This window comes from Streptomyces chengmaiensis (assembly GCF_029846775.1).
Taxonomy (GTDB): Bacteria; Actinomycetota; Actinomycetes; order Streptomycetales; family Streptomycetaceae; genus Streptomyces; species Streptomyces chengmaiensis.
Genome location: NZ_JARWBG010000024.1, coordinates 14,672 through 40,322, shown reverse-complemented (window position 1 = coordinate 40,322; position 25,651 = coordinate 14,672). Strand labels below are relative to the sequence as shown.

Here is a 25,651-nt window from a genome sequence, read left to right as displayed (position 1 = left end):
CACCGGTCGCGCGGGTCAGGTGTGCGCACCGGAACTTCCGTGCGCGTGCGTACCGCCCATAGCTTCATGTGCGTCTACTCCCGCGCCGGCGGGAAGCGAGTGGACCCACCCGGCAGAAGAAGGACACCTGACCAAGCTTTCCCCAGCGTGATCCGGTCGTGGTGCCTCGCGGTCACGGACCCGAGGGGCCGCGACGTCGCGCTGATCCTTGAGGCGGACAGTCAGAGCGGGCCAGTGCTCGGACCATCGCGCCAGATCGCCCGCCGTCAACGACCACCGCGAACGCAGCCTTTCGTCCGGCAGGAAGCGGACGCAGGTCCCCGTGGTTCCGTCGGCCTCGACGGGTTCCAGATCGGTTACCGGGACGCCGTGCTCGTAGCGCTGGGTCCAGGATCCGTTGAGACGGCGGTTGGTATGAACCAGCCACTCGCTGAGGGCTGCGACGACGGACATACCGCGACGCGGGTGTCCGTCGGGTAGCCGTTCCGCCTCTGGGAGGTCGAAGAACCGAAGGTCCTTCGTGGCCATGACCGGCTTCCTCACCACCCGGCCATGCTCGTCGACCCGGGTGTCGGTGCCCCGCCCGTCGTCTCCCACCGATACGGAGCCGTCAGCATGAAGCGTGACCACGCACCGTCCGCCGCCGCGGCTCGCTGCCTCGTCAGCGGCATAGGCAACGGTCTCAAGAACGAGGTGCCGCGGCCCACCCGGAGCGAACTCTGCGGGTTCCCGGCGGATCTGACCGAGATGGTCCGCGTCCACGACGCCGTCCCAGTCATGCGTGGTGTTGACCCAAGTAGCCCTTGATCCGTCCATCCGACGAGTATCCGTCAGGCCTTTCGCTCCGGCTGCTGCCGAAGTCAAGAGGCATGCCGCCTCGAGCCAGGGTGGTCCATCGACCGCTGAACCGCGGTGCCGGCTGGTTCCGTGTCCTGGCCCAGGGGCGGCGGCCAACGTGTCCCTGCCGCCCGCCGTGATGTCGGATCCGGCCGCCGGCAGTGAGCACGCTTCGCCCGCCGAGTCGACCGCGCACTCGGCCCCGTCTGGGCTTTCGGACCAGACGCACGACCGCACAGGACCGCCCGGCCTGCGACCGGACGGCCCCATGGCAACGGGACCTTCACCGGCTGCTAGATCGCGATCCATTCGCTGGCGGTGGTGACCTCGTCGAGGGCGGCGGGAAGCGGCTCGACCCCGAGGCCGGGTCCGGTGGGGACGTCGATGTGGCCGTCACGGAGGACGAACGGCGGGGTGATGTCCGTGGCGAAGTAGCGGCGGGAAGCCGAGGTGTCGCCGGGGAGGGTGAAGCCGGGCAGGGCCGCGAGGGCGACGTTGGCGGCGCGGCCTATGCCGGTCTCCAGCATGCCCCCGCACCAGACCGGCACACCATGGGCGCGGGCGAGATCGTGGATACGGCGGGCCTCCAGGTAGCCGCCGACCCGGGCCGGCTTGACGTTGATCACAGAGCAGGCGCCGAGGGAGATGGCAGCCGCGGCGTCGGCTGCGGACTCGATGGACTCGTCCAGGCAGACGGGGGTGCGCAGGAGCCTGGCCAGCTGGGCGTGCTGCACCATGTCGTCGTTGGCGAGGGGCTGTTCGATGAGCAGCAGCCCGAAGGCGTCGAGCTTCGCGAGCTGTTGGGCGTCCACCAGGGTGTAGGCGGCGTTGGCGTCGACCTGGAGGAGCAGGTCGTCACCGAACTGCTCGCGCACGGCGCGGACCGGCTCCACGTCCCAGCCGGGTTCGATCTTCAGCTTGATCCGGGCGTAGCCCTCGGCGAGGTAGCCCTCCACGGCGTCCAGGAGCTCGGGAACGGAATCCATGATGCCGACGGAGACTCCGCAGGGGACGCGGTCGCGGGCGGCGCCGAGGTGGGATGCGAAGGATTCGCCGGAGGTGCGGAGCTGGGCGTCGAGCACCGCTGTCTCCAGGGCGGCCTTCGCCATGCGGTGGCCGGTGAAGGGCTCCAGGATCCGTCCCACCGCGACCGCGTCCACGCCGTCCTTGGGCAGGGCGGGGATGAGGAACCTGCGCAGCACGTCCTGGGCTCCGTCGGCGTACTCCGAGCAGTAGCGGGGCTCGGACATGGCCGCGCATTCCGCCCAGCCTTCCGTTCCGGCGGAGGTGACCACGCGGAGCAGCAGGACGTCACGGCTGGTCTGGACGCCGAAGGAGGTGCGGAAGGGGGTGACGAGCGGCATCGCGACACGGCGCAGTTCGACACCGGAAATCCTGGTCTTCATGGTGGAGGGCTCCTGGGCGGGTGTTCAGTCGACAGGGGTGGGGGTGCGGCGGCAGACGTAGGTGCGGCGGTCGTGGAACCCGGTGACGCGGGCTCCTTCGGCGAGCAGTCCGCGCAGGGTGTGACGGACGGCCAGTCGCCAGGCGCGGGCGGCGGCGGGGTCCGTACGGCGAAGGGTCTCGATGTCGTCGGGGAGGTCGATGAGGACGATGTCGGCATCGGTCGGGCCGGTCTCGGGGCGGCCGCCGTGGTTGCGCACGCCGTATGCGGCGTCGGCGGGTGATGGCCGGGAAGCGCCGTACCTCTCGGGCGCCCGGGCCGGTGCGGTCAGATCCCATGCGGCCAGGACCCGGTCGGAGTCGTCGCCGCCGTTGATGGCGTCGTCCATGGCCCCGTAGAAGGACTGCAGGTACTCCTCGGGGCGCGCGCCGAGCTTGACCAGGTTGAAGTAGGCGTTGCGGCGGATCAGCGGATCGTAGGTCCATGTGATGCGCTTCAGTCCGCGGGCGAGTGCCCACTGGCGCTGGTGCAGTTTGAGGGCCAGGCCGATGCCGCGCCCCACGGAAGCACCGGTGATGTGGGAGTGCAGGGTGGTGCCTGTGGGCTCGCCGTGGAAGGCGACGGACGCCCCGGCCAGCCGACCGTTCTCGTAGGCTCCGGCCACGTAGTTGCCTGCGTGGGACAGGGCTCGCATCAGCTGGGCGGGGGCGGGCGAGCCGGCGGGGGCGGTGCCCCAGAGATCGGCGAAGAGACGGCTGGCGGTGTCGAACTCCTCCATGGTGTGGAGTTCGCGAAGTTCGAGTCCGCTCATTGCACGGCTCCGACGAGGTGGGCCAGCAGCCGGGCGCGGGCCGGCATGGCGGCGGTGACGATGTGTTCGTGGTCGGCGTGGGCGCCGTCGCCGACGGCGCCGAGGCCGTCGAGGGTGGGGCAGCCGGCTCCCGCGGTGTAGTTGCCGTCCGATGCTCCGCCGACGGCCGCCTGTTGCAGAGGACCGAGACCGTGTCGAGCGGCGAGTTCGGTGGCCAGAGCGAAGAGCTCCGCGGAGGCGGCGGGGTCCAGGGGCGGGCGGTTGGGGCCTCCGGCGATCTTCAGCTCGGCGTCCGGGACGTGCGGCTGCAGGGACCGGACGAGGCGGTCGACGGCCTCCTGAGCGTCGGCGCCCGGGACGCGTACGTCGACGCTCAGGTCGGCCCGGGCGGGAACGGTGTTGGCCGTGGTCCCGGCCGACATCAGGGTCGGCGTGACCGTGGTCCCGGGCCCGGTGCGCGCGGTGACGGCATCGGCGATGTGCTGGAGGGCCAGGATCTGGTGGGCGAGTTCGGTCGCCGCGTTGACGCCGTTGTCGGGTTCCAGTCCGGAGTGGGCGGCTCGTCCGCGGACCGTGATGTCGTACAGCGACACGCCTTTGCGGCTGGTCTTGAGTGCTCCGCCGGGAGCCGAGGGCTCCAGGACGAAGGTGGCCGCGCACCGGCGCGCGAGGTCCTCGATCAGTGCGCGGGAGGTGCCGGAGCCGGTCTCTTCATCGCCCGTGACCAGAACGCACACGCCGTCGAGAGTGGGCAGGGACGCCAGGGCGTGGAACATCTGGACGAGTCCGGCTTTCATGTCGAAGACGCCCGGGCCGCGGGCGATGCCCTGGCGTACCGACCACGGGTGGGTCTTGAGGGAGCCGATCGGCCACACGGTGTCGTGGTGGCCCAGCAGCAGGACGCGCGGGGTGCCGAAGGTCCACTGGACGTGGCTGACACCGCCGTTCACCAGTGTCCGGGGCGAGGCGCCGAGCAGGCGGCTGCCCTGTTCGGCGACGACCCGCGCGCTGCGTGCCACGGCGGCGTGGTCGGTGGAGTACGACTCGCAGGTCACGAGTGTTTCGAGGTCGGCGAGCATGGCGTCGAGGCCCGCCGTACGGTCCCCTCGCAGGGGGAAGGATGGGTTGTCGACCGGCACGGGTGAGTCCTCCAGAAGTGGGATGACCGCCACGCTAGGTCGGCTCGAGAGGCACTGGTTGGTGGCCCGGTGACGACATGGGGAGTCCGTTTCGTGCCGGGGACCCAAGCCGCGGAGGACGCAGTGGCCGGCGATCCGCTCGACGATCGCTCGCGCCTGCTCGCCGGTGAGGGACTCCGGCACGAGTGCACACCGGCCGCGTCGTCCTCCCCGGCCGCCGCGGCCGCGCATCGGACCGCGGGCGAGGCTATGCGGAGGGGGCCCCGCCGCGGGGCCCGGCCCCGCGGCCGCTCGGCGTCCCCATCAGGCGCAGCTCCAGCATTGCGGCGAACCGGGCGGAGGGGTCCTGGAGGTCCAGCTGCCCCACCTCGGCCACCCGGCGGATCCGGTAGCGGAAGGTGTTGGGGTGGACGAACACGCTCGCCGAGGCTGCGATCACGTCCCCGAAGGCGTCCAGCCATGCCCGCAGCGTCTCCACCAGGTGAGCGTTGTGCTTGGCGTCGTACGCCATCAGCCGGGCGAGCGGGCCCGACGGCTCGTCCCGGTTGGCCGCGGCCAGGTCCCTCATCTCGACGAGCAGGGCGTCCACATACACGTCCGCGATCGAAGCGACGCGCCTGGACGTCTGGCCGCCGAACAGCACGCGCAGGGCACGATCGGCGTTGGTCCGCGAGCGAGGGAGGGCGGCGGGTTCCCCGGCGACCGTTCCGAGCCCGATGACGGCGCCGGCGCGGTCGCCGGTGCGCTGGAGGAAGTTCGACGCCACCTGCAGGGCGCGTTCCCGGGTGTGGGCGGTGTCACCCGGCACCGGGAAGAGCGCGTATGCCACGTCGCCCAGCAGAGCCACGGCCGAACGCGGCTGCACGGCGGTCAGGTGCACGGCCAGCGCGGCGGCCAGGCGCTGGCGCTCGGCGGTGAGGTGGGCGTGGTCCTCACGGTGTTCGGGCGCCAGGCCCATGGCCATGACGAGCGTGGGTTCGTCGACCAGCCCCAGCCGGCGGAGCGCCTCGACCGCCCCCGCCCCGCCTTCCAGCACGGTCGCGACGAGGTCGGCACGCAGCCGGTTCTCCGCGTCGGCGCCGGCCCGGAAGCGCAGCACATGAAGGGCGACGAGCTTGGCCGCCTCCAGCAACGCCTTCTCCCGCTCGGGGGTGAGCGGCTTGCGCAGCGCCGCCCACACGGACCCCAGGAACTCGTCGCCGGCGCGCACCGCCACGGCGACCCGGGGCAGCGCCGCCTCGTCGCCGAAGGTCAGTGCGGGAATGTGCACCAGACCCGCACCGGTGTGCAGTTCCTTGAAGACCCCGCGCTTCTCGTGGATGCGCAGGTAGCGCTCGGGCACCTGGCGAGCCAGGATGCTCGCCACCCGGGGGGCGTCCGCCTCGTCCTGCCGACCGGAGAAGGCCAGAATGCGCGAGCGGCGGTCCTCGATGGTGACGGGTGCGTCCAGCAGCGTGGCGATGGCGTTGGCGAGGGCGAAGAGGTCGCCGGACGGCACACCGCCCAGGGTCTGCTCCCCGGCCTCCCCCACGTCCCCTTCGGAGAGCAGGGTACGCAGCATCGCCGCCAGCTGCGCCCAGGAGGCTCCGCGGGTCAGAGCGAGCAGGGCGACGCCGGTCTCGGCGACGACCGCCTCCAGCTCGTCCACGTCGTCCACGGGGCCGCGGACGACGAGAGCGGCGGCGCTGTGCGCGGTGAGGCCGCGCAGGAGCCCGCCGATCTCCCCGGCGCCGTGGACGCCGACCCCGAGCACAATGGCGCGCTCCGGGTAGTGCTGTTCGTCGTCGTGCGGATCGTGGATGCCGACGCCGCCGATCTCCCCCGCCTCGCCGGGGTCGCCGTAGAGCAGATCCAGGAGGGTGTGGCCGAGGGTGTCGAGCACCCGGCGCAGGCTCCGGGTGGGGCGCGTCGGCATGTGCCTGTTCATCTCCGCAGGTTAGGGCTCACACAGCCGCTGCGACTTAGTGCCTGGATACGAGAATACGCCGGTGTTTCGTTCCCGGGAACGAACAACGGGAGGGAGGGTCCCCTCGGTCAGGAAGCCGCGTCTTCCGCCGCGGCGTCCGTCGGGAGTGCCCGTCCCGTTTCGGATGCGGAGCCGCGTCGCGCGGCGGCCTGGGGCTGGACTCGCACCAGGTGGGCGGGGATTTCGGCGGGATGCCGGACATCCGCGGCCCGTCGTCGAGCGGGTCTGTCGGCCGCCGGAAGCCGGAAGCCGGAAGCCGGGAGCCGGGAGCCGGGAGCCGGGCCGCCGGAAGCCGGGAGCCGCGGCGTTGTCCCCGGACCGGCGCCTTCGGCACCCGCCCCGGCTCGCACGGGAGCCGCCGGTGACCTGCGACCGGGTCTGTCGCGTTCCGCGGCGGAAGCACGCGGACTGCGACCCACCGCGACAGCCGATGGGCGCGCTCACGTCCGCAGGGGCCGACGCCCTCTGCGAGCCTTGGCACATGTGCCGGGACGTGCCACCCCGGGCATCTCTCGCCGCAGCTCCTGCGGCGGCGCACGAGCCCTGACGGGTCCCCGCGGCTGTGCCATTCTGAGAGGTGTGAGCGCCTTCCACGCCCCTGCCTGCCAGGACGCGCGGCACGGACTGGAGGTGGGATTGCGAGATGTCGAGTGATGGCGGCGCCGGTGTCGACGTCCCCGGGCCCCGGTCGGACCTGGCGGTCGGGCCGCGCGACGCCGATGCCGCCCGGGCGCGGGCGGCGGAGCCGGCCGTGACCGGGCAGGTTCTGGCCTTCGCCGGGGCGGCGCTGGCGGCTGTCTACATTGTGGGCGAAGGGGACGAGCTGCGGCTGGCCGAGACCGCCGGCGGACCCGTCACCCGGTACGGGCTGCCGCCGAGCTACGCCGTGTCGGGACGTACTCCCGTCGCCGAGGCCTTCCAGCAGGGCCGGCCGCTGTGGCTGGGCTCCGCGGAGCTCGCCGCCTACCGCGACAGCGGACCCGGGGCCCTGCCGCCCGGCGTCTCACTGGGTGTGCTGCCGCTGGGGTCGGTCGGCAGGCGGCTGGGCTGCCTGCTCGTCGTGGACGACGGCGCCGACGGCTTCGGCGACGACCGGCGCGGCTTCCTGGAGCTGTACGCCGACCAGGTCGCCGCGCGGCTCCAAGCGGGCGGCGGACCGGACGGGCGACCGGGTGACCACCCGCAAGACCGGCTGGACGGCGAGCCGGAAGAGACCGGGGGCCCCGGCCCGGCACCGTCGTCCGGGCCGCGGTCGGCCCTGGACCATCTCGGCATCGGCTCGTTCACCCTGACCCTGAGCGTCGGCCGGATCGACGCCGACGAACAGATGCTCGAACTGGTCGACATCGCCCCGGACGAGTTCGACGGCCAGGTGGCGACCCTGCTCGCGCACACCGTCCCGGACGACCTGCCCGCCCTGATGTCAGTCGTCGAGCCCGGACAGATGGCTTCCGGCAGCCGCGAGCTGGAGTTCCGCATCCGTCGGCCGAACGGTGAGCTGCGCTGGCTGCGGCTGCGCTGCCGGGTGCTGGCCGACGCCACCGGCAGGCCGGAGCGAGTGCTCGGCGTGGTCGCCGACGCCTCGCACCTGCGGCCCCGGGCCGATGAGGTCTCCCGGGTGCAGTGGCTGTCCGCCACGCTCGCCAACGCGATGACCATCCGGGACGTCAGCCGGGCGGTGGTCGCCGCGCTGCGCGAGCCGCTCGGCGCCGACCGGATGGCGCTCGCGGAAGTCGAGGCCGACCGGATGGTGGTCACCATCCTCGACCCTGCGGACCCCAGGGCCTGGCCGGAGGCCTGGAGGTCCGAATGGCGCGGCGAGTGGCCGGACGCCCCGACCCGCTCCCTGCCCACCCTGGAGACCGCGCTGCGCGAGGGCCGTACGAGCCTGTGGGCCGCGGGTACCGCCCTCGAGCCCGAGCTCGCGGGCGTCGGGCCCGGCGGCCTCGCCGTTCTGCCGCTGCCTGCTCAGGGGCGGGTGGTCGGCGTGTGCCTGGTCGGCTGGGACCGGGAACACGCGTTCAGCCCGGAGGAGCGGTCCCTGCTGACCGCGACCGCGGGCCTGGTGGGCCAGGCCCTGATGCGCGCGCACGCCTACGACGCCCAGCACGAGCTGGCCACCATGCTGCAGCGCAGCCTGCTGCCGCGCAGGCTGCCCGCGCTCCCCGGCGGGGTGGCCGTGGCCCGCTATCTGCCCGCGATGACGGGGCTCGAGGTGGGCGGGGACTGGTATGACGTCATCCCCCTGACCGACGGCCGGGTGGCCCTGGTCATCGGGGACGTACAGGGGCACAGCGCCGGAGCCGCGACGATCATGGGCCAGATGCGCACGGCCATCCGGGCCTACGCGGTGGAGGGCCACCCGCCCGACGTGGTCGTCTCCCACGCCAACCGCCTGCTCGTCGGCATGGAGACCGACCTGTTCGCCACCTGCTGCTATGTCGAACTGGACATGGAGGAGGGCGACGCCTGGATCGTGCGGGCCGGGCATCTGCCGCCGCTGCTGCGCCATCCGGACGGCGCCACCGAGGAGGTGGAGGCCGAGGGCGGGCCGCCGCTGGGGGTGCTCGGCGAGGCCGACTTCCCCATCACCTCGGTCGGACTCGCCCCGGGCACGGTCGTCGCCATGATGACCGACGGCCTGGTCGAGTCCGCGACCCTCCATCTGGAGGAGGGCACCCGCCGGGTGTGCGACGCGCTCGCCGCCACCGACCCGTCCGACGCCGGCCGGGTGGCCGACGCGCTGCTCGGCGACCCCGGCCGGCGCGACGACGACGTGGCGCTGCTGCTGCTGCGCTACGACGGGATGAAGGTACGGCCGATCAGGGCCAGCTGGACGGTGTGGCGGCTGCCGGACGCAGTCATGCACGCGCGCCGCTTCACCGCGCGCACCCTGCGGTCATGGGACGTGACGCAGGATGCCGACGTCGTCCTGCTGGTCGTCTCGGAGTTGGTCACCAACGCCCTGGTGCACACCCACGGCGCGGTGCGCTTGGACCTCACCCTTGCCGGGGGCCGGCTGCGGGTCGCGGTGGCCGACTCGTCGCCGCGGGCGCCAGCCAAGCCGGTGATCGTGGACTGGGAGGCGACCGGGGGGCGCGGCATCCTGCTCGTCGAGGCGATGTCGGCGGCCTGGGGCTCGGTGCCGGTCAGCGGAGGCAAGCAGGTGTGGAGCGAGATCGTCGTTCCGCCGGGGGATCCGCGCCACGCGGAAGCCGGAGCCGCGGCGGGATAGACGGGCCGGGTGAGGAAGTGGTCAGCATGCGGAACCCTCATATGAAGAGCCGTCCGGGCAGGGCCGCCGTCCTCGTGGCCGCACTCACGCTGGCCGCGGGACTGACCGCCTGCGGGCAGGCGGCGGACTCGAACACCGCTCCCGACCAGGGCGGAGGGGCGAGGGGGGCCGTGAAGATCGGCCTGCTCCTGCCCGACACCTACACCGCCCGCTGGGAGAACTTCGACCGGCCCCTGATCGAGAACCGCATCGAGGAGCTCTGCCCCGACTGCACCGTGGAGTACGCCAACGCCCAGGGCAATGTGTCCACCCAGCAGCGGCAGATGGAAAGCATGATCACTCAGGGGGTGGATGTGCTGATCCTTGACGCCGTCGACCCGCAGGCGCTGGAGAACTCGGTCCGGAACGCGGCCGAGGTGAACCTGCCGGTCGTCGCCTACGACCGGCTCGCGGAGGGCCCGATAGCGGCGTATGTCTCGTTCGACGGCGCGGAGGTCGGCAGGCTCCAGGGCGAGGGACTGCTCGAGGCCATGGGCGACAAGGCCGACGGCGGGCAGATCGTCATGATGAACGGGGACCCTTCCGACCCCAACTCGGCCTGGTTCGAGGAGGGCGCGCGGTCCGTCCTGGAGGGGAGAGTGAAGATCGGCAAGTCGTACGACACCGTCGGCTGGCGGTCCGAGAACGCCCACGTCAACATGGCCGGCGCCATCGCCGCCCTCGGGGCGGACAACATCGACGGCGTGTACTCGGCCAACGACGCCCTCGCGTTCGGCATCATCTCGGCCCTCAAGGCCAACTACATCAGCCCGCTGCCCCCCGTCACCGGTCAGGACGCCGAGCTCGCCGCCGTGCAGCGCATTGTCGAGGGCGAGCAGACCATGACCGTGTACAAGCCCTTCAAACCGCAGGCCGAGGCAGCCGCGGCGATAGCCGTGGCGCTGGGTCGCGGCGAGCCCGTCGACACCGTCGCGGAAGACGAGATCGACAACATGACCGCCGAGGAGATCCCGGCCGTCCTGCTCACTCCAATAGCCGTGACCGTCGACAACATCGTGGACACCCTCGTGAAGGATGGTATGTACACGATCGATCAGATCTGCACCCCAAAGTACGCCTCGGCTTGCGAGAGGGCCGGACTCACGACGTAATCGGGCGGGAAGGAGGTGGGTATCCGTGGCAGTTCCTCCCCTCCTGGCGCTGCGCGGCATCTCCAAGCACTTCGGCGCCGTCCAGGCCCTTGCGGACGTCGATCTGGCGATCCGCGCCGGCGAGGTGGTCGCCCTGCTGGGCGACAACGGCGCCGGCAAGTCGACCCTCGTCAAGGTGATCGCGGGAGTCGGCCCGGCCGACCGGGGCGCCATCGAGTGGCAGGGCCAGCCCGTGCACGTCAAGCGCCCGCGCGACGCCGCGGACCTGGGCATCGCGACCGTCTACCAGGACCTCGCCCTGTGCGACAACCTCGACGTCGTCGGCAACCTCTTCCTCGGCCACGAGATCCGGCGGATCGGTGTCCTCGACGAGGTGGAGATGGAGCGCCGCACCCGTGACCTGCTGCACACCCTGGCCATCCGCATCCCCAACGTGCGCGTCCCCGTGGCCGCCCTCTCAGGCGGCCAGCGGCAGACGGTGGCCATCGCCCGCTCCCTCCTCGGCGACCCCAAGGTCCTGCTCCTGGACGAGCCGACCGCCTCTCTCGGCGTCCAGCAGACCGCCCAGGTCCTCGACCTGGTCGAGCGGCTCCGCGATCACGGCCTGGGCGTGCTCCTCATCAGCCACAACATGGGCGACGTCAAGGCCGTGGCCGACATGGCCGCGGTACTCCGCCTGGGCCGCAACAACGGCCTCTTCGACGTGAACACCACATCCCACGAGCAGATCATCGCCTCCATCACCGGCGCCACGGGGGACGCCGTGACCCGCCGCAGCCCACTCCCGGGGGAGGCGGAGCGGTGAGCGGGCGCCGCCCCGATCTCAAGGCTTACGCCGAGACCTTCCGACGCCGGATGGACAGCGGCGAGTTCGGCTCGGCCCCGGTCGTCCTGGGGCTCGTCCTGATCTGGGTGATCTTCCAGAGCCTCAACGGCAACTTCCTCTCGCCGCGCAACCTGTCCAACCTGAGCGTCGACATCGTCGGCACCGGGCTGATCGCGGTCGGCCTCGTCTTCGTGCTGCTGATCGGCGAGATCGACCTGTCGGTCGGCTCCGTCAGCGGCTTCGGAGCGGCCCTGTTCGCCGTGCTGAACGTGCAGAACGGCATGGCGGAGTGGCTCGCCGTCATCGTGGCAGTGCTCTGCGGCGCGGCGATCGGGCTGGTGCAGGGGTTCTTCTTCGCCAAGGTCGGCGTGCCCGCGTTCGTGGTGACCCTGGCGGGGCTGCTGGGCTGGAACGGCCTGATGCTGTACGTGCTGGGGACCAGCGGCACGGTCAACCTCGACGACGAGGGCCTGGTCGCCACGCTGACCAACCACTACTTCAGCGACATCGCCGCGGCGTACGGCGTGGCGGCGCTCGGCACGGCCGTGTTCTTCCTTGCCTCGTACCGGGACAGGCGGCACCGCAGGGCCGCCGGCATGCCGTACCGGCCCCTCGGCGAGATCGGGCTGCGCACGGGTGTGGTGGGAGTGATCGCGTTCTCGGCCGCTCATGTGCTCAACCAGTTCCGGGGCCTGCCGCTCGCCCTTCTGATCTTCCTCGTCGTCGTCGCGGGCCTGGACTTCGTGCTGCGCCGCACACCGTACGGACGGCGGGTCTATGCAGTCGGCGGGGGCGCCGAGGCGGCCCGCCGGGCCGGCGTCAACGTGGCGCGAGTGCGGGTCTCGGTGTTCATGGTGTCCGCGTCGATGGCCGTGGTCGGCGGCCTGTTCCTGGCCTCGCGCATCACCTCGGCGAGCCAGACGTCGGGCACCGGCCTCCTGCTGCTGAACGCCATCGCCGCGGCCGTCATCGGCGGCACCAGCCTGTTCGGCGGACACGGCACGACCTGGTCCGCGCTCCTCGGCATACTGGTCATCCAGTCGATCGCCTCCGGCATGGCCCTGCTGGGCATCCAGGCCGCCGTGCAGTTCATGATCACCGGCGGGGTGCTGCTCGCCGCCGTGGTCATCGACTCCCTGTCGCGACGGACCCAGCAAGCGCACGGCAGAGCCTGAACGGGTACGTCAGCGCCGCCCGTGACGCCCGCGCCGCCGCTCGGACAGCAGCGTCAGGGCGGCGAACACCGGCGCGGCCAGCCCGACCAGGCTCGCCGACCCGGTGACCGCGCTCATGACGAACTTCCCGCTCAGCCCCGCCACCCCGTAGTAGTAGCCCACCACCACCGCCATGAGCAGCACGTACCCGCCGACGGCGGTGCCGGCCACCTGGCAGATCAGCCCGGCGCGGCCGCGACGCGCGACAGTGGCGCGGGCGAGTTGCGCGGCCAGCCGGCCGTCGCTCCGCCGGGCACTGTCCTCGGGCGGTGGCGGACTGCGGCGCAGAATGCGCAGGCCGAGGGCCAGAGACCCTATGACCAGCAGATAGCCGGCCAGCATGATGGTGGCGTTCAGCGCGGTGGGGAGCACCGTACGGGCCCTACGGTCAGCGGAGCGTCACTGCGGGTCCCGGAGCAGGAAGTGCCAGCCGCGGACGAAGGTGTGCCAGCCGAACCACAGCCACAGCGCGAACAGCGCCCAGCGCCCCGCCGGATAGCGCATGACCGCCCCCAGAGCGTCGCTGAGCGTGGGGAAGCCGTCGCCGGTTCGGACGAGGGCGAGCCCCTCCCAGGCGAACAGGGCCCCGAACAGAATCGCCCAGACCAGGTACCCGATCACCGGATGTTCCGCCACCACGACCTCCCGCACTCGTCGTCCTCGTCTCGTCCTCGCCATCCGCCGCCCCGTCGTGCTCGGGGGAGGCCCAGTTGATCGTCCGTCACAATGGAGGCCCAGCGCGGTATGCGGCGGTCGACCCGGGCGCGTGTCGCCGGACCGGAGCCGACGGGCGCCCGCGTCAGGGCCGGAGCGGCGGCTCCGCGCCTCCCGGGTGGAGCCGGGACGGCGGGTGTCCGTCCCGCGGCGGGCAGCCGTGAGCGGCCACCCGCAGCCCCGGCGGTTCAGCCCGAAGGCGTTCCCTCGGGTGCCCGGCGGTCAAGGCCGGGACGACGGCTGCGATGAGCACCGGGACGCCGACGCCGCCGCGCCGCCGGTCGCCCTTGCCGCACGCAGAGCCGCTTCAGGGCCGCGGCCGCTTCGGGGCCCGGACCCGGCCCGAAGCGATGCGGCCCGGGCCCCGGGGCCGCCGTCACTGCTCACGCATGCCCCACGGGGAACCGTACTCGGTCAGCAGGTCGAGGAACGGGCGCGGCGGGAGCGCCTCGGGACCCAGGACACCGGCGCCGGACCAGGCGCCGTTCGCCATCAGCTCGAGAGCCACCACCGGGTTGACGGCGGTCTGCCACACCACGGCCTGAGAGCCGTACTCGGCCATGGACCACTGGTTGTCGACGACGTGGTAGAGGTACACCTCTCGCGGACGGCCGTCCTTGGCGCCCTTGATCCAGGTGCCCGCGCAGGTCTTGCCCCGCATACGCTCCCCGAGCGTGGCCGGGTCGGGCAGGCAGGCGGCGACGACGTCGCGCGGGGAGACGTCGACGCCTGTGCCGTCCTCGGCGGTGACCCGCACAGGGTCGGTGCGGTCCAGCCCGAGCAGGTGCAGGGTCTTCAGGGTCTGGATGAACTCCTCGCCCAGCCCGTACTTGAAGGTCACCCGGCGGGCGTCCACCCAGCGCGGAACCAGCAGGACCTCCTCGTGCTCGACGTTGACGCACTCGACCGGCCCGATGCCCTCGGGGAAGTCGAACACCTCCGGCTCGCTGAAGGGCGGGGTGGTGAACCAGCCCCGGCCCCCCTCGTAGACGACCGGCGGGTTGAGGCACTCTTCGATGGTGGTCCAGATGTTGAACGACGGCGCGAAGTCGTATCCGTCGACGGTGAGGTTCGCGCCGTCGCGGATGCCGATCTCATCGATCTCGTCGAAGAGCTCGTCGGCCGCGTACCGGGAGAACACGTCGGAGAGCCCCGGCTCCACTCCCATGCCGACCAGTGCGAGCCTGCCGGACTTCTCCCAGTCAGCGGCCCGCTCGAACTGGGCGTCGCCCAGCTTCACTCCGCACTCCTCGTACGGGCGCTCGGGGTGCGGGCGGGACAGCGACATCGCCATGTCCAGGTAGTGCGCTCCGGCGCCCAGCGCGGCCCGGAAGAGCGGCATCACGAAGCGCGGGTCGGTGGCGTTGAGCAGCACGTCGCAGCGGTGCTCGGCCAGCAGCGCCGCCACCGCCGCCTCGTCTCCCGCGTCGATCTGCGCGGCGCTGAAGCGGCCGCGAGCGCCGCCCGCCGCGCCCGCCGCGCTCACCGCGGCCTCGGCGCGTGAGCGGTCGTAGTCGGCGACCACCATGTGGTCGAAGAAGGACCGGCGGGCCGCGATACGGGTGATCGCCGTGCCCACACCACCGGCGCCCACGAGCAGAATACGCATAACCGAAATCTCCCTTTCCTCCGGCATCGGCTGCCTCTGAGGCGATCCAACGACGCCCCCCTTCCATAGGTCAATGGCGTTGGCATAAGTTCCCCGGGCTGGACTGGGCTCGACCGGACTCGACTGGACCTGAGTGACCGGACCAGACTGGATCAGCCCGGATCAGACGGAGAGCGGGAGGGAACCGCATGCCCAAGCGGGTCGTACCGGAACCGGCACGCCGCCGACGCCGCCCCACGAAGAACGGCGCCGTCCTGTCCGAATCCCTGATCGTGGAAACCGCCCTGCGCATGCTGCGCGTCCACGGCTCCGCCGGGCTCACCGCGCGGCGTCTGGGCACGGCGCTGGGAGCGGACCCCAGCACGCTCTACCGGTACTTCCGCGGCATGGACGACCTGACGCTCGCCATCGGCGACGCCCTGATCGGCCGGGCGGTCCAGGGGTGGCGGGGCACCGGCGACTGGCACGCCGACCTGCGCGACCTCGGCCTGCGCATCCACTCCGCCTACCTCGAACACCCTCAGGCCGCGGTGCTGACCGCCAACCGGGTGAGCGGCCGGCGGCATGAGATCGACGCGGACGAGCTGATCCTCGGGATCCTCAGGGATGCGGGCTTCCGGGACGCCGACGCCGTCCGCTTCTACCACGCCTTCATCGACCAGACGCTGGCCTTCGCCGCCCTGGACGCGGCGTCCCTCGCACTGCCCGACGAAGCACGCAGTGCCGACGAGGAGGTCTGGCAGGCCACCTACGCCCGTCTCCCGGCCGAAACCCACCCCCACATCGCGGCGGTCGCTCCGCTGCTGGTCGCCGACATGAACCTCAGCGCCTACCCCACGGCCCTGGAACTCCTGCTGAACAGCGCCGCGGCCCGGCTCGGCGCCGGCCCGGCAGCGGCCCGGCCGATCCCCGGCGGCACGCCCGAACACCGGGCGACACCCCTGCGAGCAGGCCGTACACAAGACGGACAGCGGTGAGGCCGTACCCGACGACGCCCGTACGCCCGGTCCGGGCCGGACCACCCCCGGCCCGGCATGACACCAGCCGGCGAGCTGAATCCCCCGTTCCCGGCATGCGCCGCGCCGGCTCGTCGACGGCACGCACATCCGTCCACTGACAGTTCGCGGCCGCCGCCGTGAAGGAGGTCGCAGATTTCAAGTCCGAGGCCGTCGGCATCCACGCCGTCCTCGCGGACGCCCACACGGAGCTCGTCAGCATCCAGAAGCCGACGGCAACCCCGAGGTCGGCCTCGATTACCAGGCCAACGCCTGGGACCGCTACAACTGGGACGAGAACAAAGGCGTTGACATCTTCGGTGTGTTGGACATCCCCGACGGTCAGATGGCGCGACTGCACACCACGGGCCTCGCGCGGGAGTTCGACATGTCAGGGAGCAGCTCCGTCAAGCACTACGATCTCGGGTCCGTCACCCCGAATGACGATCCGCTGCCGGCACCCGACGAGCCGGGCCGTGAGGGGGGCCGCACGGACAACGGCCGGGAGACACGCGAAGGACGGGCAGGTACGGGCAGGTGAGTGATATGGACGGTGCGCGGCCGAGAGATACGCGTCTGAGGCGTCGGCTGCTCGTCGCGGCTGCGGGGCTCGTGGGGGGTGCTGCCGTGGCCGTCGGGGCGTTTTTCCTCCTCTCGGACAAGTGGCTGTCGGACTCCGTCAAGAAGGAGAACGAGTGCTGCTGGGAGGGCGGAGCGACACCCGCATGGATGAGCGAGCAGATCGGTCTGCGCATCCCCGAGGACGCTGCGGACCGGCGGGCCGGATACAAGGTCGGCGAGCGGTACGACACAGGGCTGCTGAGTTTCACCCTCCCGACCCCCGAGGCAAGGGCCTACCTGGCTCCGCTGACGCCCAAAGGCACCCGCCTGATCAGCAACCTCGAGCCCGAACCGGCGGACTACCGGCCCGCGGCCGGGTTCGGGCACCTCGGGCTGCCGGAGCCCGAGACACTCGTCGACGGGCTGCTCATGGGAGGGTTCTGCCCCGACAACGTGGACTCGCCCGACGCCGAGCACCTCGCGTACTGCCAGCAGGTGTTCTCTCACGAGTTCAAACCCGGCACCACCCGGATCTACTTCCGGTCCACGATCGAGCCGGGACTCACGCCGCCTCCCGGCTCATAGCCCCGCCCACATCCGGACTCAGGCCGACGGCTTCACCCGCCGTACCCCTCAGGCGGTCCCGCACGGCCCCGACGGACTGCCCGTCTGCTTCACCAGCGCTCTCGGAGTCCGCGGCCGGGCACCTGATGCGCAGGGCAGGCGGCGCTCAGTCGGTGTGCGCCTCCAAGGCGTCGACGATCTCTGACCGGAGTTCCCGGGGGGGGCGTGGCCCCGAAACCCATCACCAGCAGAACCGCTGCTCCAGGCTCATCTCCAGCTGGTTGGCGACGAGCGGCACATCCAGCCGTGCCGCCAGGGACGCGATCTGGGCCGCCCCCATGTTGGACACGCCGAACCTGCGTACCAGGCCCTGCCGGTGCAGGGAGGTCAGCGCCCCGGCGACGTCGTCGGGGTCGGCCAGCGGGTCCGGCCGGTGCAGCAGCAGGACGTCGATCACGTCGGTGCGCAGCCGCTTGAGGCTCTCCTCGACCCGCTGCACGATGCTCGGGCCGCGCAGATCGTAGATGCCGGGGTGGTCGCCGTCGGCGAGGCGGATGCCGCACTTGGTCTGGAGGACGATCCTCTCGCGCAGCCCCGCACTGGCGTTGAACTCTTTGACATTCTGCTTGGCTTCAGGGGTCGCTTCGCGGGGGGGGTGCCTCTATGTTCGTCGTCAAGCGCGTGGGCAGCGTCTGCCCGGGGTTCGATCTTCTCTCTGTGGCATGAGACTGTCTGGTCGTGCCAGAGATGATGAGTGGGTTGGAGGCGGCCTTGGCTGAGGCGTCGTCTCCTTCGCATGGCCAGTCCCGGCAGGTAGGCGACCTTGCAGCCCGCATCCCGGCCTACGGTCAGCGGCAGGGCACCGATGGAGGCGGGCTGGTCGACGATCACGAGGACAGTGCCGAACTTCGCGGCGAGCCTGTCGAAGACGGCCCGCAACTTCGGCTCGCTGTTGGGCAGCTGCTTGTCGAAGACCTTCTTGCCGGCCGGGGTGAGGCCGTGCCCGTGGTGAGCCGTCTTGCCGACTCCAGGCCGAGGAACACACCCACGTCGTCGATGTCGTACAACCCGTCCTCCCGACTGGGGTTCGTGTGGTGCTGGCCAAGGAGTCGGCGCCGTACACGCGCATCCACGTTATGCAGACTTGCCGCCGCGAGTGGCCGGGCATTGCGCCAGGCCAGGCGGTACTCGGACCTCTCGTCAGCGTCTCCGACGGCCCCCCTCGGGCCCGGTGACACCTCCCCTCAGGTCATGCCTTCCAATGCCGTTGCTTCAGTGGTCGTGCCACCGGTGGTTCAAGGCCACCACTACTGGTGGCCGTCGGCTGCTGGCGGGTTCGCCTGGGGCTTTGCTGCCGTACCCGGTGAGGCAGGAGCGGATCATGCGCGGGCAGTCGCGAGATCTTCGGCGGGGCAACAGACTCCGGCCGATCTCGGCGAGTCCGAGGCACCGGTCCCGCTTTCGGGCCGAGGGGGAAAAAAGCCGCTCGGTGAGATCACCGAGCGGCGCACGACATACAGAGCCCGTGTGAACGAGGTCCTCTCGGCGGTGCTGCGGTGAAGGCGGGCTGCCTCGTCCAGCAGATCCCGGGCGGCATGGTGCACGATCAAGTGCGCGTAGATCTCCCGCCGGACACCGTCCGGGGTCTGTGACCTGAGGACCGGACGACCGCGCTGATGAGTCTTGATCTCGTCGAAGACCAGCCCGATCTCCCAGCGCCGGGCGTAGAGAACAGCGAGTTCCTCGGCTGGATACTGCTCGTGGTTGGTCAGGCTGGTGATGAGCCGGACGACGTCGGCCTGCCCGTCGACCCGATACTCGATCACCCGGACCAGTGCCGACGGCGCCTTTACGGTTCCGGCCGCTTTGCTGTGCTTGTTCGCTTCGATCCGGGCAAGGTAGCTGCCGTCGGGCAGAACATCCTGAACCCGGCGGGCCTTGCGCCGCTCGATCCTCCACAGCAGGTGAGTACCTTGATCCCGGAGCCGGTGCCAGCGAGCCAGAACCCATAACCCTCGGTCGGCCAGCAACAGCGTGCCGGTCGCGACATGGGCATCCAGGGCATCGGAGACGATGCGCTCGGAGTCCTTGAACCCGCCGATCGCGGCGTCCAGGAGCGCGTGCGAGGAACACTCGGCAACCGCGACCACTCTGGCCTGCGGATATCCCATGGGACTGCGCTGAGAGCCGGATTTACCGAAAGCGTCGTTGTTGCCCGCGGAGTCCGGCACCGCCAGCAGCGTTCCGTCCAGAGCCAGTACCCGCAGCCCGTGGAACAGCTCGTCGTCCGTACCGAGCGGCCGGGCCACGGACCGGAAGAGTTCCCGCATCACCGGCCAGCCGAGCCGCTGCCGGGCCCTGGTCAACGACGACTTGTTCACCCCGGAGCATGACCGCAGCCCCTTGTCGCCGGTCTTCACCAGCCGGAAGACCTCCAGATAATCAGCCTGCGAGAACAAGCACATCGCCAGCACGAAGTACACCGTGAACCGGGCGGACAGCAGACGTCGGCGCTTCTCCGATCGCCCCGCCTCACCCACCACCCGGTCCACCAGCTCAGGCGGACACGACCGAGTCAGGACTCCCAGCCCCAGTTGCTCCAGTCGGGATATCAGCACACCGCTTCAACCGCCCGCCCCTCCAAAGGCAACGGTATTGTCATTCCTTCGACAGGGGGGAACAGTCATGCCGAGCCCGGAGGCCAGCGGTCCTCTTGCAGTACCGCGAAGAACATAACGGGGGGAGCATCGCGTCCAAGGGGAGGGGCTTTCCTTTTGAAGTCGGCGTTCGCCAATCTCACGCTGAGGGGGTTCGCCGCCGCGTCCACCCTGGATGGACGCGAATTCTACCCGGGTCCCGCGGTTGTCCAGGGAATGAACCTTCTTGAACATGCAGCCCTTCGGGACAGGTGAATCCGCCCGCCGAAGCAGAACTGGATGGCGCTAGTCCTTCATCCCTGGTATGTGGCCCGGATTCTCGTGCAATTCGCGACAGAGCTTTCCCGAGCCGGGCGGATGGGTCTGCTCGGCCTCGGCGTCCGAGCCTCGTGGCACTTTCACTGCTCACACACGCCCTGCGGGAGGCATAATCGGTCGGCAGGACGAGGAACGGACGTGCCATGCCGGACGAATGGGCGTCTTCGGCGAGGGCTCCGCCGGGAATCTTCGTTCGACTGACAGTCAACATCGCTCCACGCAAACAGTTACTGAGCGGTAGTCCTGAGCTTTCTCATTCAGGTCAGTACAGTGACCACTATGACTTTGCGCCGGGCCACCAATGGCATTTTGCGAGCTGTCACCGGTTACGAGCTGCGCCGCGTGCAGCCACCGCGGGCAGCCGGCGGTCACGAAAGGAGTGCGCCACCCCAGCCTCAGCCTTCCCAGGCCAAGGCGAAACCCAATCCGGAGTTCCCGCACGACTACGACGACGCTGCCAGGGGGACTATCCGCGCCGTCAAGCCGTTCACCATGACTTCCGCGGAGAAGTTGAACGCCCTCATCCATTCCGTCCGGTACGTCGCCCAACACCGGATCCCCGGTGATGTCGTCGAGTGCGGCGTGTGGCGCGGCGGCAGCATGATGGCGGTCGCCAGGACGCTGCTCGAGGCCGACGACACGAGCCGTCATCTACATCTCTACGACACGTTCGAGGGGATGAGCGAGCCGAGCGATCACGACCGGCGCCATGACGGCCGCAGTGCCGCGGAGATGCTTGCGGCCTCCCCCCGCAGTTCGGGAGTGTGGGCGTATGCGTCGCTGGAGGACGTACAGCAGGCGATGGGCAAGACGGACTACCCCACTGAACTGATCCACTACCACCGCGGCAAGGTGGAGGACACGATCCCGAAGCATGTTCCGGACCGGATCAGCGTTCTGCGGCTCGACACCGACTGGTTCGAGTCGACGCGGCACGAACTGGCGCATCTCTGGCCGCGACTGGTGCCGGGCGGTGTGCTCCTGCTGGACGACTACGGCTGGTGGGAGGGGGCCAGGCGAGCGGTGGACCAGTGGCTGGAAGAGAGTGGCGTCCCGTTGTTGTTGCTGCGGATGGACGAGGGCAGGCTTGCCGTGAAGCCGCCAGCGGCATGGAACCACGATTCCTAGCGGTGGTTTGTTGACATGGGGCTGATGCCGCAGTAGGCCGTTGAGCAAGGGTAGTTGACGCTGTTCGGGGGTGGTCGTGGTGGTGACCGCGAGGCGTCCTTGTCCGCCTGCTCCGGGGCCGTTGGAGGGGTTCGCGGCCCGGTTCGACGATCTGTTTCGCTCGCTCGCGCAGCGGCGGGGCTTCCGTGAGTACCTGGCCGGGTTGCTGCTGCCGCGGGATCGGAACAAGACGCTGACCTGTCTGGCCGGGGCGGAGCCGGTGGCCGGGGCCCAGGACGCTGCGGTGCAGCGTCTGCAGTTCTTCCTGTCGGAGTCCCGCTGGGACCACGAGCTGGTCAATGCCCGCCGCCTGGAGATGCTGCTGGCCGATCCGGCGACCGCGCCGCATCCGGGCGGGGCATGCGTGGAGTCTTCCAGCACCGTGCGTCGGAGCGCATCCGGTCATCGGCCCGGGGAAGCGGCCGGGGCGGACTCGGGGCCACCCGGACGGCCGGGCGCGGCGTAGGGTCGTCGGATGACGACGAGCACGAACACCCGCACGACCCCGGGAGGGGACGCGGGCGGCGGAGCACTGCTGTACGGCTGTATGGGACTGGGCGGGACCTGGGGTCCCGAACCGTACGGGCCGGCGGAGATCGAGGCCGCCGAGGCGGCCGTGGCCACCGCGCTGGACGTCGGGATCACCGTGTTCGACCATGCGGACATCTACCGGCACGGCAAGTCCGAGGCCGTCTTCGGCGAGGTCCTCGCCCGCAGCGCGGGGCTGCGCGAGAGGATCGTCCTCCAGACCAAGTGCGGCATCCGCCTCGCCGACGGCGACCACCCCGGCATCTACGATCTGCGCGGCCCGAGCATCGTGCAGCGGGTCGAGGAGAGCCTCAAGCGGCTGCGCACCGACGTGATCGACGTCCTGCTGCTGCACCGGCCGGACCCGCTGGCCGACCCCGACGACGTCGCCGGGGCGCTGACCTCCCTGCACCGGCAGGGCCTGGTACGCCGGTTCGGCGTGTCCAACATGGGGGCGGCTCAGATCGCGTCCCTGGCGGCACGGCTGGATGTGCCGCTCGTCGCCAACCAGCTGGAGATGAGCCTGGAGCAGCGTGACTGGCTGGAGGCCGGAGTCGTGCTGAACACGGGTGCCGCGGCGGCGAACGGCTTTCCCTACGGAACCCTGGAGTACTGCCGGGACAACGGCATCCGGCTCCAGGCCTGGGGCGCACTGGCGCAGGGGCGCTTCACGGGTCGCCAGAACACCCCGGAGCAGCACGCTGCCGCGCAACTCGTCTCCGCCCTCGCCGCGCGCAAGGGCGTGACGCCGGAAACCGTCGTGCTGTGGTGGCTCCAGCGCCACCCCGCACGCATCGCCCCGGTGATCGGGACGACGGACCCCGAGCGGATCCACGCCTGCCGCCCGGCCGCCGAAGGCCGGCCCGACCTCACCCACGAGGAGTGGTACGCCCTCTGGGTCGCTGCGCGGGGCAACCCCCTGCCGTGACCGGCCCACCCGGCCGGACCCCGTCGCCAGCGCCCCGACCGGCGGTTCTTCGGTCGGCCGCATCGCTCTGCGGCGCCCGCGCCGATGCGTGCGGGTCCTGGCGTCGGCGCATGGGCCCGGCCGAAGGCTCAGGTGAGCACTCAGGTGAGCAGCAGGCCGACCCCGACCAGCAGTGCTGAGCACGCCAGCGCGGCGACCAGGACGACGGTGCGCCTTCCTGCGCCCCGGAGGCGCAGAGCGAGGGCCAGCGGGCCGACTGGGGTGATCTTGTTGTTCAAGACTGTCTCCTTCACGATCTGGTTGAATCCGGATGGTTGTTCTTCGGAGGTTCAGGACGCGTCCTGTCGCAGGGCGTCCCGCAGCCTCAGAAGTTCACGGCGGCGGGACTGCGCCCGGATCAGGACAAGCCCCGCGGCGGCGACGAGGACGACACCGGCCAGCGCGGTGGCCAGTGCCTCCGCCACGCCGGCGCGTGCCGCGGCCAGTGCCGTCCCGGCCACGCCGGTCACCAGGGTGGTCACAAACGCGATCCGGGCTCCCAGAACCCGGTCCCACGCGAAGAGCGGCCGACGCCTGCTCAGCGCCCAGCCGGCGAATACGGCCCAGGCCAGCCCGATGGCGATCAGTCCGGCGAAGGCGGCCTGAGTGCGCGCGGGAAGCGGATGCGGCTCAGTGGCCCACAGCACCGCGATCAGTGCCGCGATGCACCCTCCCGCCAGTCCTACGGCCATGTGACGCATCCGGGAGACCAGTGAGACCTCCGCGGCCAGGGCCCGTTCAAGTTCCTCAGGGACATCCCGCTGAGCTGCGGCGTTATGCTCCGTCATGACTCGTATCCCCTCTCGGCAAGGACTCTGCGCAGCATGCGGCGCGCGCGGTGCAGCCTGCTCTTGACCGTGCCGGGCGGTACGCCGAGCACCTCCGCGCAGGCGGCCAGAGGCAGATCCTGCAGGTGGAACAGGATCAGCACTTCACGCTCCAGGGGCGGCAGCTCCTGGAGCCCGGCTTCCACCTGCATCGTCGTCAGCACGCCGTCGAGAGAGTCGTCGTCCTCGGTGACGACGCCCGCCTCTTCCACGCACGTCTCCGCAGCCTGGTACGCCTGCCGCAGATGATCGGCGACCGCACGCCGGGCGATGGTGAACAGCCACGGGGCGAACCGCTCCGGCTGCCGCAGACGCGGCAGCCCGCGCACCACGGCGACCCACGCCTCCTGGACGAGATCGTCCGCGAGGTGCGGCGAGCCGACCATGCCCCGCACGTACCGCCACAACGGGGCATGCCAGGCCCGCACCAGCTCGCGGAACGCTTCCCGCTCCCCGAGCTGGCAGCGCACCACCAGCAGCCCGTCACGTCGCCCGTCGCTGCTCACCGCACCTCCCAATGCCACGCCATGTGTCACCGATACAGTCGGCATTCGGAGCAGAAAGGTTCACGGATCCCGAGCAGCCGCTCAGGATCCTGTCCGCCACGGCGCGGTCCTTCCGCACGAGCCTGCATATGAAGCACTCGGCGGCAGACCGAAGCGCTCAGTCACACTCCACCCTGGGGTTCGCCCGACGCCACGCCCACAGGCCCCGCAGGACGGTTCGACACCGGGTCTGCGTGGGGTCGGTCCTTCCAGCGGCGGCGCCGCGGTGCGGGAGTCACGGTTCTCGGGGAGGAGACGGGGCCGCGGGCATCGGCCGGTCCGCGCCGGCCCGGGGCCGCAGGTCTCACGGGTTTGCCGGCAGCTGCAACTCCGTGCAGTTCCCGCGCCGTACCTGGTCCTCCGCGAACGCGGCTACGTACTCGCGCAACAGGGCACGACGCTCCTTCAGCTCGGCCTCCGTCGGAGGCTCGTACTTCCCCTCTTCGCCCCTCTCCCGGTAGGGGTAGTCGTAGCCCCAGTGCGCGGCGAAACCGGCGTTCTCGCCGTCGCACCGGGCGACGGCCCACGCCCTGTGCTCCGTCAGCGCGGGCTTCCACGTCCCGTCGCCCATCGGCAGCGGGTCGGGCCCCGAGCCCATCTCGCGCGCCTTCGTGCCCCAGTCGCCACGCCAGCTGGTGAGTTCGACGAGCGGTCTGCCCAGGTCCGCGCCGTCGTTCCGGTCCGCGTGGCCGCCCGTCTCCCCCGGCGCGCGCAGGGTGCAGCGCCCGACGACACCGCCGTCGGCGACGGCGATGCGTACCACGCCGTCGCGTCCTTCCGCCGGGACGCGGGTGGTGGCGAGAGCGCCGCAGGCTGTGCCTTCTGCTTCCGCACGGAGCACATACGTGCCGGTGTCCGGCACCGCCCCGTCCTCCGGCTCGGGAAGCGGCTCGCCGCCGCAGCCGAGCTTCTCGGACACCGCGTTCGTCATCCGCACCGCGAGCCGCAGCATGGCCGCCTTCTCCTCGCGGCTCTCGGCGAAGTACGTCCAGGTGCCCACGAGCAGCCTGCGGCGTTCCCCATGGGGTTCCGGGCCGCCGCTCGGGCATTCGGGCATGAGGTAGACAAGGCTGTCCTGGGCCTCGAAGCCGGGCAGTCCGCCGGGCAGCACGGCGTGGGGCGGGTAGGACCTCCCGGCAAAGGACAGTTCCTCTTCCCGGTCCGCTTCGTCCAGATAGGCGTCGACGGCGACCACGACCTTGCCATGGTCGGTCTCCAGCACGCAGTGGTACTCGCCGCGGTCCTCGTCGAAGGACTCCCGCTCCGTCCCGAGCCGCGTGTCCGGGCGCACGGTCTCCAGATCGCCGCCGGGCAGCTCGCCCCCGCACGCCTCGCGTGACAGCCACCAGTCCATCACCGGAGCCCGGACCGAGAAGCCGACGACGACCAGGACGAGTACCGCACAGGCAGAGCCCCGAAGACCCCTGCGGTGCCGCGTCGCCCAGCTTTCCACGTGTTCCCCCGCTTCCCTGCCCACCCGTATCCCGCCTCCACGGCGTCCGCACAAACGTACGCAGCCTCCCACATCGCCGATCTCGCCGAGCCGGCTGCCCTGCGCCGAGTCGGCTGCCCTGGTGCACCGGCTCGGAGCAGCCACTCGGCCGGGCCGTGCCGA

At 71.1% G+C, this 25,651-nt stretch carries 20 protein-coding genes and 3 pseudogenes; 9 read left to right on the top strand and 14 right to left on the bottom strand.

Annotated features, from left to right (window positions below; genetic code table 11):
* Positions 1-1,130: 1,130 nt before the first annotated feature.
* From menC to QCN29_RS20610, 4 genes are all read right to left on the bottom strand, one after another.
* Positions 1,131-2,243: an o-succinylbenzoate synthase gene (menC, locus tag QCN29_RS20625; RefSeq protein WP_279929885.1), complete on the bottom strand. Its 1,113-nt coding sequence runs from the start codon at positions 2,241-2,243 to the stop codon at positions 1,131-1,133.
* A gap of 24 nt (positions 2,244-2,267) precedes the next feature.
* Positions 2,268-3,053 (bottom strand): GNAT family N-acetyltransferase, encoded by a 786-nt coding sequence (locus QCN29_RS20620; protein WP_279929884.1) that lies wholly within the window; start codon positions 3,051-3,053, stop codon positions 2,268-2,270.
* Positions 3,050-4,132 carry a M20 family metallopeptidase gene (locus QCN29_RS20615; RefSeq protein WP_279930004.1) on the bottom strand — a complete coding sequence of 361 codons (1,083 nt, stop codon included), beginning with the start codon at positions 4,130-4,132 and terminating at the stop codon, positions 3,050-3,052. Before QCN29_RS20615 ends, QCN29_RS20620 begins: the two co-directional genes overlap by 4 nt.
* 307 nt (positions 4,133-4,439) lie before the next feature.
* Positions 4,440-6,107, bottom strand: a complete 1,668-nt coding sequence (locus QCN29_RS20610) for a PucR family transcriptional regulator (protein WP_279930003.1) — start codon at positions 6,105-6,107, stop codon at positions 4,440-4,442.
* Positions 6,108-6,801: 694 nt separating this feature from the next.
* Here QCN29_RS20610 and QCN29_RS20605 point away from each other — a divergent pair.
* Genes QCN29_RS20605 through QCN29_RS20590 form a run of 4 tightly spaced genes read left to right on the top strand, consistent with a single transcriptional unit; the run spans position 6,802 to position 12,545 of the window.
* Complete coding sequence (locus tag QCN29_RS20605) at positions 6,802-9,393, top strand: SpoIIE family protein phosphatase (RefSeq protein WP_279929883.1); 2,592 nt, start codon at positions 6,802-6,804, stop codon at positions 9,391-9,393.
* 26 nt (positions 9,394-9,419) lie between these two features.
* Positions 9,420-10,544: a sugar ABC transporter substrate-binding protein gene (locus QCN29_RS20600; RefSeq protein WP_279929882.1), complete on the top strand. Its 1,125-nt coding sequence runs from the start codon at positions 9,420-9,422 to the stop codon at positions 10,542-10,544.
* Positions 10,545-10,569: 25 nt separating this feature from the next.
* Positions 10,570-11,349, top strand: coding sequence for an ATP-binding cassette domain-containing protein (locus tag QCN29_RS20595; RefSeq protein WP_279929881.1), 780 nt, complete (start codon positions 10,570-10,572; stop codon positions 11,347-11,349).
* Positions 11,346-12,545, top strand: coding sequence for a sugar ABC transporter permease (locus QCN29_RS20590; RefSeq protein WP_398859577.1), 1,200 nt, complete (start codon positions 11,346-11,348; stop codon positions 12,543-12,545). Before QCN29_RS20595 ends, QCN29_RS20590 begins: the two co-directional genes overlap by 4 nt.
* Positions 12,546-12,554: 9 nt before the next feature.
* On the opposite strand, the gene QCN29_RS20585 is transcribed toward QCN29_RS20590, so the two are convergent.
* The 3 genes from QCN29_RS20585 to QCN29_RS20575 all read right to left on the bottom strand — a co-directional run bounded on the left by QCN29_RS20585 (position 12,555) and on the right by QCN29_RS20575 (position 14,907).
* Positions 12,555-12,956, bottom strand: coding sequence for a DUF6256 family protein (locus QCN29_RS20585; RefSeq protein WP_279929880.1), 402 nt, complete (start codon positions 12,954-12,956; stop codon positions 12,555-12,557).
* 27 nt (positions 12,957-12,983) lie between these two features.
* Positions 12,984-13,220, bottom strand: coding sequence for a DUF6186 family protein (locus QCN29_RS20580; protein WP_279929879.1), 237 nt, complete (start codon positions 13,218-13,220; stop codon positions 12,984-12,986).
* Between the two features lie 454 nt (positions 13,221-13,674).
* On the bottom strand, positions 13,675-14,907 hold the full coding sequence (locus QCN29_RS20575) for a saccharopine dehydrogenase family protein (RefSeq protein WP_279929877.1): 1,233 nt from the start codon (positions 14,905-14,907) through the stop codon (positions 13,675-13,677).
* A gap of 188 nt (positions 14,908-15,095) precedes the next feature.
* On the opposite strand from QCN29_RS20575, the gene QCN29_RS20570 reads away from it, so the two are divergent.
* Positions 15,096-15,884, top strand: coding sequence for a TetR/AcrR family transcriptional regulator (locus QCN29_RS20570; RefSeq protein WP_279929876.1), 789 nt, complete (start codon positions 15,096-15,098; stop codon positions 15,882-15,884).
* Positions 15,885-16,529: 645 nt separating this feature from the next.
* A complete protein-coding gene (locus QCN29_RS20565) occupies positions 16,530-17,048 on the top strand; it encodes a hypothetical protein (RefSeq protein ID WP_279929874.1) in 519 nt (172 codons plus the stop codon).
* 232 nt (positions 17,049-17,280) lie between these two features.
* Here the strand turns inward: QCN29_RS20565 and QCN29_RS20560 are convergent.
* The 3 genes and pseudogenes from QCN29_RS20560 to QCN29_RS20550 all read right to left on the bottom strand — a co-directional run.
* A pseudogene (locus QCN29_RS20560) lies at positions 17,281-17,643 on the bottom strand (aldo/keto reductase); the annotation flags it as partial.
* Positions 17,644-17,795: 152 nt separating this feature from the next.
* Positions 17,796-18,094, bottom strand: a pseudogene (locus QCN29_RS20555) (IS110 family transposase); the annotation flags it as partial.
* A gap of 312 nt (positions 18,095-18,406) precedes the next feature.
* Positions 18,407-19,645 (bottom strand): IS4 family transposase, encoded by a 1,239-nt coding sequence (locus QCN29_RS20550; RefSeq protein WP_279929873.1) that lies wholly within the window; start codon positions 19,643-19,645, stop codon positions 18,407-18,409.
* Positions 19,646-20,281: 636 nt separating this feature from the next.
* On the opposite strand from QCN29_RS20550, the gene QCN29_RS20545 reads away from it, so the two are divergent.
* The 3 genes and pseudogenes from QCN29_RS20545 (at position 20,282) to QCN29_RS20535 (ending at position 22,625) form a co-directional block, all read left to right on the top strand.
* Positions 20,282-21,130 carry a TylF/MycF/NovP-related O-methyltransferase gene (locus tag QCN29_RS20545; protein ID WP_279929872.1) on the top strand — a complete coding sequence of 283 codons (849 nt, stop codon included), beginning with the start codon at positions 20,282-20,284 and terminating at the stop codon, positions 21,128-21,130.
* Positions 21,131-21,212: 82 nt separating this feature from the next.
* Positions 21,213-21,560, top strand: a pseudogene (locus QCN29_RS20540) (transposase); the annotation flags it as partial.
* Between the two features lie 84 nt (positions 21,561-21,644).
* Positions 21,645-22,625, top strand: a complete 981-nt coding sequence (locus QCN29_RS20535; RefSeq protein WP_279929868.1) for an aldo/keto reductase — start codon at positions 21,645-21,647, stop codon at positions 22,623-22,625.
* A gap of 140 nt (positions 22,626-22,765) precedes the next feature.
* On the opposite strand, the gene QCN29_RS20530 is transcribed toward QCN29_RS20535, so the two are convergent.
* The 4 genes from QCN29_RS20530 to QCN29_RS20515 all read right to left on the bottom strand — a co-directional run bounded on the left by QCN29_RS20530 (position 22,766) and on the right by QCN29_RS20515 (position 25,489).
* Complete coding sequence (locus tag QCN29_RS20530) at positions 22,766-22,903, bottom strand: hypothetical protein (protein ID WP_279929867.1); 138 nt, start codon at positions 22,901-22,903, stop codon at positions 22,766-22,768.
* Between the two features lie 51 nt (positions 22,904-22,954).
* Positions 22,955-23,452, bottom strand: coding sequence for a transmembrane transport protein (locus tag QCN29_RS20525; protein ID WP_279929866.1), 498 nt, complete (start codon positions 23,450-23,452; stop codon positions 22,955-22,957).
* Entirely contained in the window at positions 23,449-23,997 is a 549-nt protein-coding gene (locus QCN29_RS20520; protein ID WP_279929865.1) for an RNA polymerase sigma factor, read from the bottom strand. Before QCN29_RS20520 ends, QCN29_RS20525 begins: the two co-directional genes overlap by 4 nt.
* A gap of 343 nt (positions 23,998-24,340) precedes the next feature.
* The gene (locus QCN29_RS20515; RefSeq protein ID WP_279929864.1) at positions 24,341-25,489 is read right to left on the bottom strand and encodes a hypothetical protein; all 1,149 of its coding nucleotides are present in this window, start codon (positions 25,487-25,489) and stop codon (positions 24,341-24,343) included.
* Between the last annotated feature and the right edge of the window lie 162 nt (positions 25,490-25,651).